Genomic DNA, 13,283 nt, shown 5'->3' on the forward strand with positions numbered 1-13,283 from the left:
TTACTTATTATCTCGGATGATTCACTTTTATCCCCTCCATCTGCCTATGTGCCAGTTGGGGGTGCGGAATGTGGGTTGAAGGAGGAGGAAAAAGTGGGTGAAGCGAAGCTATCCCGTAGGGAATCGCTCAAAGGTTTCACGGTGCCTTAAGTTAACTAGAATGAGCAACACGCACTCTTTTCCAATTACTTTTGTCATCACTTAAGCGCACTGACTCAGCGGCGGAAATTCCCATTTTCCCGAATATAAAGTAGATGGCAGCTTTAAACAATAGGCAGCAGGAACCACCTCGATCAACCACCAATTAAACATATCTCGTTGAGCCGCAGCAAAACCAGAAATAGCATCCCCAGTAATGGCATTGTACAGAATATCTAAGATGGCATTGTAGGCTGTTTTGGTGTTGAGTGTTTGCAGCAAGCCGTAGAAAATATTATAAGCTTCGTCAGTAGCTTGATATTTTCCAATTTGGTTGATATTAGGAAACAAGGTATCTGCCCAAGTTTCTGGGATTTCACAACTATCCTTCAGCCAACAAGATACAATTCCTTCAACGATATCAGCTTTGTGTTCTTCAGGAAAGTAATGTTTAATAGTCGGTTTAGCTGCTAATGCTATTCCATAAGCCATATAGACGTATCGCTGATGGGATATTAGATCATTAGGCATTCCAAAGGCTGTCATTACTTCTACAAAAGCTTCTTCTACATTGCACTTTCCACCTCGTTCGTATAAATCGTCATATTTTCTGTCCCAAACCGTCTGAAGTGTTTCCTGTAATTGCTCTGGAATAGTTGAGTTGCTGGGCAATTTAAAATCGGTGTAGTGACCTAGAGCAAACTTTATCATTGACTTTCCCTCCTTATGTATTTAATTTAATCGTAAATCCCGAGCCAGCTAATGTTAAACTTCAGATATACCGGCACATTTGAAATTAACTGCAAACTCTGCTCGGACACCTATTATTCAGCCCATTTTAATCGTTTATGAATTGACATACCCTGCAATTTTTTACTTATTTCATATAAATCAACTTGCGGATAATCCCCCTTAAATAGCGGAATTAAAGCCTCAACAACAGCAGCGATTCCCTTCGGTGGCACTGCATTCCCAATCTGCCGCCGCACTTCAGTAGTAGAACCTTCAAAAACAAAATCATCGGGAAATGTTTGCAATCTTGCCCTTTCACGATTTGTCAAAGAACGCGGTTCTAAATAATGATAACCCCAAGTCCCGCCACCTCCACCCGCAATAATTGTCGATGATGGTTTATCTGGATGAATTCTGCGATAAACGTGACTGATCATGCCTTTGACATAGTATGGACTATCCTTGGGAATATCAGAAAAATTACCTCCCGGTTGAATTCGATTTAAAATTTCAACGGTGCGAGAATGAATTTTATGATGTTTGTTATTGTCAATAACTGTTTCTACATTTTTGAGTGCTTCGCCCGCTGTTCGATAGGGATATTCTCGATTTAGCCCGTATTCTGGCTGAGGATGCACAAAGTTAAATCCTGTATCCATCCGAATACCAACTAATAACACTCTTTGCCTAAATTGCGGAACTCCGTAATCGGCAAAGTTGTAAAGTTTAGGTTTAACTAAATAGCCCGGTGCTATACTTTCAAAGTCGGAAATTATTTGTTTGATTGCTTGATAATTATTGGCGCTTAATAAACCTTTTACATTTTCTGCTACAAAAGCTTTGGGCTTTTTCTTGTTGACAAAATCTAGAAAGTATGTATATAAATTACCTCTGGTTCCTTCAAGTCCGGGACGTTTCCAAATTAGGGAGAAATCTTGACAGGGGAACCCTCCTATACATATTTCTGCTTCGGGAACTTGTGCAATGTCTATATTTTCTATGCTGTTGTTGACGATGACATCGGCGATGTTTCTGCTGAATGTTTTGCAGGCGTATTTATTGGAGTCGATCGCCCAAACTACCTCAAATCCGGCTTGGTGGAATGGCAAGTCCATACCGCCACAACCAGAAAATAAGGATATGAGTCGCGGTTTTGTTGTCCAGGCGATCGGCTGGAGACGTTCGATTAACATAGGAGTGTAAAGTTAGCCAAGGGCGGGCTGGATGCCCGCACCACAAGAGTGTCATCATACCAAAACACGATCGAACTCGACTCATCAATTGATATTTCACTCTTCCTCATCTAACTCGATCCCCGCTTGACGCAGTTTTTCGGCCAATTTTTCCGCGCGGAGTCGTTCGCGATCGCCCCGCTGACGTTCTTGTTCTACTCGTTCTTCCGACCAAAGCAACAACTCGCCTTCTGCATCCCACCACCTCAGCCAACAGCCAGTTCTTCCTTCGTGGGTTCCTTCCCAAATACCCAAAAATAGGTCTAATCCCGGTATCCAATAACGTCCGTGTTCATCTGGTTTTTGCAAGTTGTAGTGCTCTGATTCTAAAGCGTAAACTTCTAAACGAGCGGTTTTGGCTCGAAATATGACGTATCTGGGGACTTTGATTGCTTGCTCGTAAAAATACCACTTTCCCACCCGCGAGGTAAATTCAACCGAGTATTCTTCTCCATAGGTTTCTGAAAGAAATTCCATCACGATTTGGGGGATGGTTCCTTCTGTGTGTGGGGTGTAACTGCGGCGGACTTGCGAGACATTTTTTGGATTGACGGGTTTCACGTACATCCAATCTGGTGCTTTGCAGATAATACGCTGTTCGTCGCTAATTGAACCTGGGAAACTTATGCCGGCACACAAGGCAAAGTTGGAAACAATTAAGGCATCCTGCATTAATTCAGGAAATCCTGTTAGCGGCTGGCGCAAAGCGGCAGCTAACAATGGTTGGCTTTCGTCTTCCACGGGGTCGTCTGGTAGTTGGAAATCTTCTGGTAGTAGCGGCCAGGTGATTGTGAGTTTTGTTTCTGGGTTTTTAGTTGCTACAGACATAGTTTATCAGAGGTTAAATGTTTTAATGTTTCAATTATATCTCTTGGTTTTTGGGATTAATGTTAATGGCTTAATCGCGAGGCAGAGCCTCTGGATATGCGTTACCGGGCAGAGCCAATTAGTAACGACTTAAGCAGACAGTCCGCCAGGGGTTGAAACCCACGGGGCTTTTAGCTAAAGTCCTCGCTATGAGGACTGAGAAGAAGACTGTTAAAATAATTAGTCATCATAGCGAGGACTTTAGCTTTGAGGCAGGGAATGAATTCCCTGCCGGACTTAATATGCAGCTATGATTTTCTGCTGTAGCTCATTTGTCATTGCTAGTAGTTCCGATTGCCCGATCGCACTTTGTTCACCACTCGCCAACCACTTCAATTGTACAGTTTCGTTTTCAGCTTCCGCATCTCCCAAAACTAAACAGCCAACTGCACCGCTTCTGTCGGCTCTTTTAAACTGTTTCTTGAAAGGACTAGCACTCAAATCTATCTCTACACTAAACCCGGCACTTCGCAATTTTTGAGCTAACAATACCGATTGCTGTTCTGCTTTTTCGCCCCTGGATACCAAATAAAAATCCAACTTGGGCGCGGGCAAAGGTTGCAACTTTTGCAGCAGGATAATCAACCTTTCGATACCCATTGCCCAACCAACGGCCGCCGTATCTGGACCGCCCAATTCTTTTACTAAACCGTCGTAACGGCCGCCTCCGCAAACTGTTGCTTGCGCTCCCAAATCGTCGGAGATAATTTCAAATGCGGTGTAGGTATAGTAATCTAAACCGCGCACTAATCTGGGATTTAACTGATAGCTAATTCCTAAATTTGTGAGCATAAGCTGCACTTGCTCGAAGTGCGATCGCGATTCCTCTCCCAAATAGTCCAAAATACTCGGCGCACCAGCTACAATTTCTTGAGTGCGCTGATTTTTGCTGTCCAAAATCCGCAGCGGATTGCGAGTCAAGCGATCTTGAGAATCCGCGTCTAATTTGTCTTTGTACGGTGTAAAATAATCGATCAAAGCTTCCCGGTAATTTTGTCTGTCTTGCTTATTTCCGACAGAATTAATATCGAGGCGCAAATTTTTTAAACCGAGGGTTTGCAGGATGTCGGTGGCGATCGCAATTACCTCGACATCCGCACGGGGATTCGCACTCCCCAAGACTTCCACGCCAATTTGATTGAACTGCCGCTGTCTTCCTTCTTGCGTGTGTTCGTAGCGAAACATCGGCCCAGCATACCACAGACGCTGCACGTCACCAGCCGCGTACAAACTGTTTTGAATAAAAGCTCGGACTACTCCGGCGGTGCCTTCTGGGCGCAAAGTAGTCGATCGATCGCCCTTATCTTTAAAAGTGTACATTTCTTTGCCCACGACATCGGTAGCTTCGCCGATGCCGCGTTCAAATAAAGATGTTTGTTCAAAAATTGGCGTCCGAATTTCTCGATAAGCCGCTTTTTTCAAAATTGTTCTAGCGACTTCTTCGACATTTTGCCAATATTGAATTTCAGCGGGCAAAATATCCCGCGTTCCCGGTAAAGTTTTAATTGCATTCATTTTGTTAGTCAGTAGTCATTAGTCAGCAGTCATTAGTCATTAGTCAGTAGTTATTAGTTAACGGTTATTAGTTGTTAGTCAACAGTCAACAGTCAACAGTCAACAGTCAACAGTTAACAGCTAACTATTCCCAATTCCCAATAACTAATGACTTAATAATTCCCAAGCTCCGTAACGCTCGCCATAATAAGCCAAAATTCGATCTACTCGCTCGCGGCCGACCAAATCGAACCCTTCAGGATACTGTATCCACAAACCCCCAACTTGGCTGTCGCTGTAATCAAAGCGCTGCGATTGCTGCGGAATTAAACCGATTTGCACCCCTTCAACTTGACGCAAATGGGCCGCCACTTCGCGATACACCGCCAGCGGCAATCCGCTGCATTGAATTTGATAGCCCAATTGTTTTTCTTGTGCCGTTTGCATCATTTCTTTGCCTGTCCCCAACCATAACCCCTACTTAAGATACTTCTTTATCGATCGGCCCCGGTAGAGGGCAGCAGTTAATATTGTCCAAACAAACCTTTCCCCACTGCAACGCCCAGCGTACAAGCGTAACTCGATTGTCAGCGCGCGTCTTGTTCAAGATATTGCTAATGTGGTTGTCAACTGTACGCTTGCTAATCTCTAACTTTTCCGCGATTTTCTCATTAGTCAATCCCGCCGCTACTAACTCTACCACTTGCAATTCTCTGTCCGACAGTGTGACAGGGGTCCCAGAGACACTCCCACTCATAAATTTTTCCTATGTCTGCATATTTACCTATCTACAATTCTAAAGGATGAGGGATCGAGTTATGAAGACAAAATTAAATTTGCTGTGCTACTTTTTCGGGCGCAAAGCACAAACTCGCTTGCAGAATCGCCTGGAGTGCAAACCCAGCCCCGAAACAGCAAGACGCGCAGCCACCCACTTGCACTGCTTGTGCGTCGGGTGCCGGATGCTGCCTTTACCTGCCCCTATCTGACATCCGGGCCCAACCTGCAGATGTTTGGGCGTTAAACAACTAACTGATATGCCCGCACTATACTTCAGTCTTAAGGGAGTAACTGCCAGTATCAGTAGGTCTGATATTATAGGAGCAGCCATTAAAAAATAGCTTGCAATTTTTCTGGGATGGGTTAAAAATCATTATTGACCTGTCTACTGCTGGTCTAAAATCTCAAATCTCAAATTCCTATGACTTATCCTCGCGTTCTGTGTCTGGGTGAACTTTTATTTGATTGTTTAGCAGACAAACCAGGAGTATCTCTCGAAGAGGTAGAATCTTGGACGGCATATCCCGGTGGTGCTCCTGCTAATGTTGCCTGTGCTTTGGTTAAATTGGGTACGGCGGCGGGATTTATCGGTGCTGTAGGTGCGGATGAATTGGGGAATTCCCTAGTGCAGGTATTGCAAGAAGTAGGGGTTGATATCGCTGGAGTGCAGCGGCATCCGAGTGCGCCGACGCGGCAAGTTTATGTCTTGCGGAATGAAGCCGGCGATCGAACTTTTGCCGGTTTTGGCGAATTCAATACTGCGGATTTTGCCGACACCCGTCTCCTCGCTGCAAAACTACCCGAGGTGCTGTTTGAAAATGCCGAATTTTTAGTGCTAGGCACTTTAGAATTAGCTTATCCTGAAAGTCGAGAGGCGATCGCCCGAGCGATCGAACTAGCAGAACAGTACGACGTTAAAATTATACTTGACATCAATTGGCGTCCAGTGTTTTGGTCAAATCCAGACGAAGCAAAAGCGCGCATTAGAAAAATCTTAAAAAAAGTTGATTTTGTTAAGTTATCTGAGGAAGAAGCCGAATGGTTGTTTGCAACTACCGACCCTGGAGCTATTACCTACCGCCTCGATTCTGTAGAAGGCGTTTTGGTGACTGCGGGCGAGAAAGGTTGCGCCTATTGTATCTCGGAAAATGAAGGAAAAATCCCCGCCTTTGCAGTAGATGTTGAAGATACAACAGGTGCCGGCGACGCATTTCTGGCTGGTTTTGTACGCCAATTGTGCAAGCATGGAATCAAGAATTTAGCCGATCCAAAAATAGCCCAAAAAATTGTAACTTATGCGAGTGCGGTAGGTGCGATGACAGCGATGAAACCCGGGGCAATTAGAGCTCAACCAACCGCCGCTGAAGTAGAAGCTTTCTTGTATTTATACAAAAATTAGCACCCCGAACCTATCAGTCTGGAAACGGAGAGGGCGCTAAATGTGGTTCACAAGCCCGGTTAATCCGAAAAAAAAATAACTCTTATACTAAATCCGCCTTAAAAAACCTCGATCCGGCTGTTTGAAATCCATACTATACAGAAATCCTTGCAGGAGTCATAAATTTTTTACCCCACCCCAACCCTCCCCGAACCCGCTGGGAGTCCGTAAGAAATTCACAAATGATGCGAGGATTGCTATACAAACTATCCTCCTAGCTGAGAGAAACTAAGAATTCAAGGGGTATAGAAGCCAGATTTGGTATTAGAGGTTTTATTGTGGGGAATTAAGGCCAGATCAGATTATTTCTAATTTGGCGCAAGATTACCTCTAGCGGTTGCGAAGCATCTATGATAATTGCATCTTCTGGTTCTTCGAGAGTGTCTAACTGGCTTAACAACAAGTCTGCTTTCATGTAGTGATTTTCGCGACTTGTTAACCGGGCTGCCAATAGCTGAAAAGAACATTTTAGATAAACTATCTTCATTCGCTGTTTGTCGCGGCAGAGTATTTCGCGGTAAGATGCTTTTAAAGCAGAACAAGCCAACACGACATTTTGATTTTCTAACAGCCACCTGTCTATTGCCGCTTGCAATTCTAATAGCCAAGGAAGGCGATCCGCATCTTCTAAAGGAATACCCCGACTCATTTTCTCGATATTAGCTGATGGGTGAAAATCATCGGCATCGCTGAAATGCCAATTTAGAGATTGCGCCAGCAACTTGCCAACAGTAGTTTTGCCAGAACCGGAGACTCCCATCACGATCGTAATCATGGCACTTATTTACCGAAATACTTGCAATCTCATCGAGTTGTGCGATCGACAAACCGGGTTTCTGAAGTTGCAGGATGAATTATACCACCCTAAAAAATTCAATAAACCCGGTTTATTTTTGATTCTCGTTTGATTCTCGATCAAATTTCTTCCAGAGTGGGTCTAATCAAGTTATAAGCCAAAACGCCGATAATTCCACCAACCACTGGGAATACAATAAACGCCCACAACTGTTGGATTGCCCATCCGCCTTGAAAAATTGCTACACCGATACTTCTAGCTGGGTTAACTGAAGTATTGGTTACGGGAATTCCGATTAAGTGAATCAACACCAGCATCAAGCCGATCGGAATTCCGCCCAAACCGACGGGATATTTGGGATGGGTAGTACCCATGATTGTAAATAACAGAAAAGCAGTCAGTACAATTTCCGTCAAAGCTGCTGCCAAAAGTCCGTAACCAGTGGGAGAATGTTCTGCAAAACCGTTAGACGCAAATCCCGAAGCCGCCGCATCAAAACCCGGTTTTCCTGATGCTATCATATACAAAATAAGACCGCCTAAAATTCCCCCTACAATCTGACCTCCTATATAATAAGGAAGCAAAACAGCATCGATCAGTTTGGCAACTACTAAACCGATGCTTACCGCCGGATTAATGTGGCATCCCGAGATAGGGCCGATCGTATAAACCATGATCAAGAGAGACAGACCAAAGGCGATCGAAACTCCCAAAAAGCCGATTTTGTCTCCAGCTAAAACCGCACTGCCACATCCACCTAATACCAACACAAAAGTACCAAAAGCTTCAGCAACCCCAATCTTTATTTTCTTGTTCATACTCACAATTCTTTGAAGTTTATGTTCGGTCTATTTCGCACCCAGACGAATTCTAATTATAAAAAGTAGAACTCAAATTTGTTTCAAGCAGAGGAACAATACTAATGGAACTCATTAGCACTGTGTAGCTCTAACTTTCATGAATTTTACGGGCTTAAACTGAGACGGCGGAATTTGGAATCGATAAATTAGCTCAAACGTACTCTATTATAGAAAAAATGTCAACATAGAGTTAATTATTTGTATAAATTGTGCAATCTTCTGTATTCAATTCACAATAATTAACTTGACTTATTCCCTAATTATGCGATCGTAATTTTACTTATTGTTGCTGATTATCCGATCGCACTCGCAGCTAAAACATCACTGCTAAACGGCTGGTACCTCCAACCTTGGAAGGGGCGAAAGTCTCGCCAATCGGCGGTCATCTTGCACAGCAAGCGGAACTGTAGCGGCGTTGGGGGTTGATTGAGGCGATCGACTTCTACGCGCACCAATTCTCGATGCTGCGAGATAAGTTGAAAAAAATCCCCGCAAAGATAGCGCGGACAATAGCCTACAATCCCGCGATCTTTCGTACACAGAAGCAAAGCAGAGGAATCGTGCGGATTTTGAAATTCGCGGGCTAAATACAAAAGTTCGCCCACTTGAAGCCGATTAATCCGTTCAATTGCCGGCTTGCGAAGGTGTCGCAGTCCACGTGCAAAAAAATGGATGCGGTAACGTCCATTTTCATCCGGTTCGGGACAGGGGAATACCTCAAAATTATCAGTTACCCGTTTCCCTCCGCTGCGGGCCAATAAAGCAATTGGGTCATCTTCGTGTTGAGGGATATTCAACCACTGTACAAATTCAGGGTAGTCAGGGCGCGATCGCGGCATCACTCGATTGGAAAACAAGGGAAACAGTTTCTGTGAAGTGTAAACATTATTGAAATCAGGGAAAGATGGCAAGGGTTCAAACCCGCACTTATCTTTAGCTTCTAGAACACCATTTGTATAATTGAACTGGTATTCTTTACCGTTAAATGTCAATCGACCAATCGGAAACCAACAACCGCCGCTTGGGTCTTGCCAAGCCAAAAATAGTGCTTTCAAAGCAAATCTCCTGTCAATTCAAGTAGGGGGTTCCGTGTGTACTGCACAAACACAACTCACCTACGCGGCTTAAAAAATGTTTACCCGATCGACCCTTGACATCTTACTCTCAAAATGAGAGTATAAGTATACAAACAGGACTTATACCAAATCCGAGTTTACTACCCCTGTTATAAATATTCCGTCATTGTTGCTGTGCGAAGCAATCGCTTGCGTCTGTGCTATTGCTTTGCACAGCGCACAATGACAATAAAGGGGATGCCTAACCCGGATTTGGTATTACGCTGCATAACCGAACTTTTACATCACTTGTAGAGTTTTGGTGGACAGCCATCTACAGATAAAATCTGTGAGTAATTCCTGTATAAAGTGATGGAATAAGCGACGTTAGGGTAGGGAAAGAGATGCAGTACAAAACCACCAAAAAACTCAAAACAAATGCACCTAATTTCGCTCCGCAACCTCCGTAATGATGCTGCTAAGTACCCGGATGTCAAAAACCAAATTGAGATTTGGAAAGAAACTGTCAACAAAGCGGAATGGCAGAATTTGGAGGATGTTCGCAAAATTTATCGGGATGCCGAAGCAGTAGGAAACTTTACCGTCTTTAATATCAAAGGCAACGACTATCGCCTGATTGTTGGGATTAACTATGAGAACCAAACTGTTTTTTACAAATATTTCCTAACCCACTCTGAATACGACAAAGAAAAATGGAAAAATGACCCTTACTTTTGACCAAACGACTTACAGCAACTTGCTCGCAGAAATTGCTCCAAAGGCGATCGAAACTGAGGAAGAATACGATCGCCTCCTGGCAGTTGCAGAAAGGCTAACATTTGCTAAAAACCTCACTCCAGAGGAGAAAGTTTTATACAAGTTGTTAGTCACTTTGATAGAAGTTTACGAGACAGAAAACTATCCGATAGATAAATCCGAACCTCATGAGATTTTACAACATATCATGGAATCCAGCGGCACCCGCCAAGCAGACTTGGTAGGTATCATCGGATCTAGCGGCGTAGTATCTGAAGTTGTTAACGGCAAGCGATCCATTAGCAAAGCACAAGCTAAGGCACTCGGCGATTATTTTCAAATCTCACCTAGCTTGTTCATTTAATTTAAAATGAATCGATCGGTTACGATTTAATTCCATCCATGTCTTGTAGGGGCGGCTTGGGCGACAATAATCGCCTAGAATCGACAATACAATAAACCCGCCCCCGCCCAGATCTAGACTAATCGATCGAACATAATATAAGGTGCGTCATATCCTAAACCCTCGATAAATTCTAGAGTGAAAGTCTGACGCACCCTACAACTGGTAAAAAGCAACTATCTAACACAGGAATTCGCGCGGATCGGTGACATACCCAGTCAGGGCAGAAGCCGCCGCCGTATAAGGCGAAGCTAGATAAACTTGCGCTTCTTTGTTCCCCATGCGGCCGGGGAAATTCCGGTTAGTTGTAGACACGCAAATTTCTGCTTCGTTCATCCGCCCGAAAGTGTCTTTCGGCCCGCCCAAACAAGCGGCGCAAGAAGGCGCTGCGGGTTCGATGCAGCCGGCAGCTAAGAAGATTTCTGAAAGCGTTTGACCTTCGTATTTTGTGACAAACAAATCTTCGTAAACTTTCTGAGTTGCCGGTACTAAATAAGTCGGAACTTTGACTTGGTTTCCTTTCAGAATGCGGGCGGCATTCAGGAAGTCGGAGGTTTTGCCGCCGGTGCAGGAACCGATGTAAACTCGATCGATCTTGACATCGCGGCAATTGCGGGCTAAGTCGCGGTTGTCGGGAGAGTGCGGTTTGGCGACGACTGGTTCTAATTTGCTGACATCGTAGGTGCGATCGCTGTAAAATTTAGCATCCCCATCGCTGTAAAATGAATCGAAGGGTTTGTCAGTCCGCGAAGTAACGTAATCAAACGTAGTTTTGTCCGGCGCAACCGTGCCGTTTTTACCGCCAGCTTCAATCACCATATTGCACAGCGTCATCCGTTCTTCCATCGTCAAACGCTCAACTGTATCGCCCGCAAATTCCATCGTCCGGTAGTTAGCACCGGCCACGCTAATATCACCAATAATCTGCAAAATCAGGTCTTTTGCTAACAAATAATCCGGCAGTTCGCCGTTGAACACAAAGCGCATGGTTGCGGGAACTTTGATTAACAGTTTGCCGGTTCCCATGATAAAAGCCGCGTCTGTATTGCCGATACCGGTGGCAAATTGTCCGAAAGCCCCGGCATTGCAGGTGTGGGAATCTGTGCCGAAGAGCACTTCGCCCGGCCGGGTGTGGCCTTCTTGTGCTAGCGCGATGTGGCAAACTCCTTTGTAGTCGGGATTTGCTTTGAAGTCCGATCGATCCGTGATGTCGTAAAAGTATTTTATCCCTTGTTCTTTGGCAAAATCGCGGAGAATATCGACGTTGCGGTTAGCGCGTTCGTCGTTGGTGAAAATGTAGTGGTCGGGAATGAGGACGATTTTGTCAGGGTTCCAGACTTTAGCATTCTCACCGAATTCGCGTTTGAAAACGCCGATGGTGCCGGGTCCGCAGACATCGTGGGTCATCAACACGTCTGTTTCTACCCAAATATTTTCTCCGGGCTCTACTTTAGTGCGGCCTGATGCTTTAGCTAAGATTTTTTCGGTCAGGGTCATTCCCATAGTGCGATCGCTCTTTTTTATTAGATGCTACATAGTGTATTGTAATCGAAACATTCCCTGTTGCCGAAGATACTAAGGTATGAAAATGTCTTGGATGTACTTCCAACTTTAGAGAACCCTCAAGTTTTATAGCAGTTTTCAATTGCATGGAATACCAATTGTAGGGCTGGAAATCCCCACCTTACGAAATTATGCGTAATGTTATGTGTTGTTAAATAATTAGACTTAATTATCAGGATGTAAAGTATATTAGACATCGACCTAATTTCAATATTCAGTTTTTGCCGAACAAAAATTCTGTAATATTTTGCGTACAGGTCGCAAGGAGAAATTACTATGATTTGCGAAAAAGTTCAACATTTCAAAGTGCAGCTAATACAAAGCGATCGCCTGCCGGAATTTGTACCGATCGCCAAAAAAACCCGATCGCTAAAAAGATCCGCTGCGGGAACTGCGATCGGCACTCTGCTAATTTTGTTAGCACCGCCGGTTCAAGCTGCTAATCTGACATTCGTGAGCGATCGCGCTGCATTAGGAGGAAGCGATCGCCTTGATTGGTCGATTTTAGGGCCAGTCTCGCCGCCGTTTAAAGTATTGCCCAATTCCTTCTCAGTCACCTCGGAACAAGGACTCGGAGTTAATGTCAATATTCCCCTCGCAGCAACTCCTGGAGTGACGCCTCCTTTACTTTTTCAAACCTTGCCTTCACCCGGCATTCCCACCAACTTTGCCAGCGGCGATTTCATTTTGTTTACAGGCTTAATACCAGGCCCGCAGCCAGCAGTAGGAAACCCTGGCCCGCTGACGATTACCTTCGATCGCCCCGTGGCGGCCGCAGGAACGCAAATAGCGGTAGATGATACTTTTTTATTCACTGCATTGATATCGGCATTTGACAGTGATAATAATTTGTTAGGCAGTTTTTCCACACAAGGAACCTCCTCATTAGCGCTGGATAATTCAGCGCAATTTCTCGGAGTTCGCAGCGATGTTGCTAACATCTCGCGGCTTGTTTATAGCAGTTCTGAGGGCGATCGCGCTTTGGGCATCAATTCGCTCAGTATTGCCGAAGCTGTGCCAGAACCTAGCAATGTTGCTGCCACGATCTTTGCAGGATTGGGGTTGTTGGCAGTCAAAATTAAGAGGCGATGTTAAATGACTTGCGTAATTGTCACATTTCAATATGTCTCTTATACCAAATCCGCGCCGAGAATTCCTCACGGTTAGTA

At 44.5% G+C, this 13,283-nt stretch carries 15 protein-coding genes; 5 read left to right on the plus strand and 10 right to left on the minus strand.

Going from position 1 to position 13,283, the window contains the following annotated elements; translation table 11 throughout:
• Positions 1–201 precede the first annotated feature (201 nt).
• From QUA80_RS20625 to QUA80_RS20650, 6 genes are all read right to left on the minus strand, one after another.
• The gene (locus QUA80_RS20625) at positions 202–849 is read right to left on the minus strand and encodes a hypothetical protein (protein ID WP_333426956.1); all 648 of its coding nucleotides are present in this window, start codon (positions 847–849) and stop codon (positions 202–204) included.
• 113 nt (positions 850–962) lie between these two features.
• Positions 963–2,063 carry a DNA cytosine methyltransferase gene (locus tag QUA80_RS20630; protein WP_333426957.1) on the minus strand — a complete coding sequence of 367 codons (1,101 nt, stop codon included), beginning with the start codon at positions 2,061–2,063 and terminating at the stop codon, positions 963–965.
• 96 nt (positions 2,064–2,159) lie between these two features.
• Positions 2,160–2,930, minus strand: coding sequence for a Uma2 family endonuclease (locus QUA80_RS20635; RefSeq protein ID WP_333426958.1), 771 nt, complete (start codon positions 2,928–2,930; stop codon positions 2,160–2,162).
• Positions 2,931–3,206: 276 nt separating this feature from the next.
• Positions 3,207–4,484: a histidine--tRNA ligase gene (gene hisS, locus QUA80_RS20640; protein WP_333426959.1), complete on the minus strand. Its 1,278-nt coding sequence runs from the start codon at positions 4,482–4,484 to the stop codon at positions 3,207–3,209.
• Between the two features lie 144 nt (positions 4,485–4,628).
• Positions 4,629–4,910, minus strand: coding sequence for a hypothetical protein (locus tag QUA80_RS20645; RefSeq protein WP_333427006.1), 282 nt, complete (start codon positions 4,908–4,910; stop codon positions 4,629–4,631).
• 34 nt (positions 4,911–4,944) lie between these two features.
• Positions 4,945–5,220: a photosynthetic electron transport-dependent transcriptional regulator PedR gene (locus QUA80_RS20650; protein ID WP_293251134.1), complete on the minus strand. Its 276-nt coding sequence runs from the start codon at positions 5,218–5,220 to the stop codon at positions 4,945–4,947.
• A 61-nt stretch (positions 5,221–5,281) separates the two neighbouring features.
• Here QUA80_RS20650 and QUA80_RS20655 point away from each other — a divergent pair, with 61 nt between their 5' ends.
• Both QUA80_RS20655 and QUA80_RS20660 read left to right on the plus strand, forming a co-directional pair.
• Positions 5,282–5,452: a hypothetical protein gene (locus QUA80_RS20655; RefSeq protein WP_333426960.1), complete on the plus strand. Its 171-nt coding sequence runs from the start codon at positions 5,282–5,284 to the stop codon at positions 5,450–5,452.
• Between the two features lie 212 nt (positions 5,453–5,664).
• Complete coding sequence (locus tag QUA80_RS20660; protein ID WP_333426961.1) at positions 5,665–6,642, plus strand: carbohydrate kinase; 978 nt, start codon at positions 5,665–5,667, stop codon at positions 6,640–6,642.
• 325 nt (positions 6,643–6,967) lie between these two features.
• Here QUA80_RS20660 and QUA80_RS20665 read toward each other — a convergent pair whose 3' ends face one another.
• The 3 genes from QUA80_RS20665 to QUA80_RS20675 form a co-directional block, all read right to left on the minus strand.
• The gene (locus QUA80_RS20665; protein ID WP_333426962.1) at positions 6,968–7,456 is read right to left on the minus strand and encodes a gluconokinase; all 489 of its coding nucleotides are present in this window, start codon (positions 7,454–7,456) and stop codon (positions 6,968–6,970) included.
• 140 nt (positions 7,457–7,596) lie between these two features.
• Positions 7,597–8,295, minus strand: coding sequence for an aquaporin Z (gene aqpZ / locus QUA80_RS20670; RefSeq protein WP_333426963.1), 699 nt, complete (start codon positions 8,293–8,295; stop codon positions 7,597–7,599).
• Positions 8,296–8,630: 335 nt separating this feature from the next.
• Complete coding sequence (locus QUA80_RS20675; RefSeq protein WP_333426964.1) at positions 8,631–9,392, minus strand: HIRAN domain-containing protein; 762 nt, start codon at positions 9,390–9,392, stop codon at positions 8,631–8,633.
• Positions 9,393–9,830: 438 nt separating this feature from the next.
• On the opposite strand from QUA80_RS20675, the gene QUA80_RS20680 reads away from it, so the two are divergent.
• The gene (locus tag QUA80_RS20680; RefSeq protein WP_333367349.1) at positions 9,831–10,130 is read left to right on the plus strand and encodes a type II toxin-antitoxin system HigB family toxin; all 300 of its coding nucleotides are present in this window, start codon (positions 9,831–9,833) and stop codon (positions 10,128–10,130) included.
• Positions 10,114–10,512 carry a transcriptional regulator gene (locus QUA80_RS20685; protein WP_333426965.1) on the plus strand — a complete coding sequence of 133 codons (399 nt, stop codon included), beginning with the start codon at positions 10,114–10,116 and terminating at the stop codon, positions 10,510–10,512. Before QUA80_RS20680 ends, QUA80_RS20685 begins: the two co-directional genes overlap by 17 nt.
• A 219-nt stretch (positions 10,513–10,731) precedes the next feature.
• Here the strand turns inward: QUA80_RS20685 and QUA80_RS20690 are convergent, their stop codons facing one another.
• Positions 10,732–12,054, minus strand: a complete 1,323-nt coding sequence (locus QUA80_RS20690) for a 3-isopropylmalate dehydratase large subunit (protein ID WP_333426966.1) — start codon at positions 12,052–12,054, stop codon at positions 10,732–10,734.
• A gap of 336 nt (positions 12,055–12,390) precedes the next feature.
• On the opposite strand from QUA80_RS20690, the gene QUA80_RS20695 reads away from it, so the two are divergent.
• The gene (locus QUA80_RS20695) at positions 12,391–13,209 is read left to right on the plus strand and encodes a hypothetical protein (RefSeq protein ID WP_333426967.1); all 819 of its coding nucleotides are present in this window, start codon (positions 12,391–12,393) and stop codon (positions 13,207–13,209) included.
• Positions 13,210–13,283: the final 74 nt, after the last annotated feature.

Origin of the sequence: Microcoleus sp. F4-D5 (assembly GCF_036704885.1) — a bacterium.
In the GTDB taxonomy this organism is placed as follows: domain Bacteria; phylum Cyanobacteriota; class Cyanobacteriia; order Cyanobacteriales; family Microcoleaceae; genus Microcoleus.

Coding starts and splice junctions, on each gene's coding strand:
- QUA80_RS20665 (WP_333426962.1), bottom strand. CDS start 7,456: ATGATTACGATCGTGATGGGAGTCTCCGGTTCTGGCAAAACTACTGTT.
- hisS (WP_333426959.1), bottom strand. CDS start 4,484: ATGAATGCAATTAAAACTTTACCGGGAACGCGGGATATTTTGCCCGCT.
- QUA80_RS20680 (WP_333367349.1), top strand. CDS start 9,831: ATGCACCTAATTTCGCTCCGCAACCTCCGTAATGATGCTGCTAAGTAC.
- aqpZ (WP_333426963.1), bottom strand. CDS start 8,295: ATGAACAAGAAAATAAAGATTGGGGTTGCTGAAGCTTTTGGTACTTTT.
- QUA80_RS20695 (WP_333426967.1), top strand. CDS start 12,391: ATGATTTGCGAAAAAGTTCAACATTTCAAAGTGCAGCTAATACAAAGC.
- QUA80_RS20635 (WP_333426958.1), bottom strand. CDS start 2,930: ATGTCTGTAGCAACTAAAAACCCAGAAACAAAACTCACAATCACCTGG.
- QUA80_RS20645 (WP_333427006.1), bottom strand. CDS start 4,910: ATGCAAACGGCACAAGAAAAACAATTGGGCTATCAAATTCAATGCAGC.
- QUA80_RS20660 (WP_333426961.1), top strand. CDS start 5,665: ATGACTTATCCTCGCGTTCTGTGTCTGGGTGAACTTTTATTTGATTGT.
- QUA80_RS20690 (WP_333426966.1), bottom strand. CDS start 12,054: ATGGGAATGACCCTGACCGAAAAAATCTTAGCTAAAGCATCAGGCCGC.
- QUA80_RS20685 (WP_333426965.1), top strand. CDS start 10,114: ATGACCCTTACTTTTGACCAAACGACTTACAGCAACTTGCTCGCAGAA.
- QUA80_RS20625 (WP_333426956.1), bottom strand. CDS start 849: ATGATAAAGTTTGCTCTAGGTCACTACACCGATTTTAAATTGCCCAGC.
- QUA80_RS20630 (WP_333426957.1), bottom strand. CDS start 2,063: ATGTTAATCGAACGTCTCCAGCCGATCGCCTGGACAACAAAACCGCGA.
- QUA80_RS20655 (WP_333426960.1), top strand. CDS start 5,282: ATGAAGACAAAATTAAATTTGCTGTGCTACTTTTTCGGGCGCAAAGCA.
- QUA80_RS20650 (WP_293251134.1), bottom strand. CDS start 5,220: ATGAGTGGGAGTGTCTCTGGGACCCCTGTCACACTGTCGGACAGAGAA.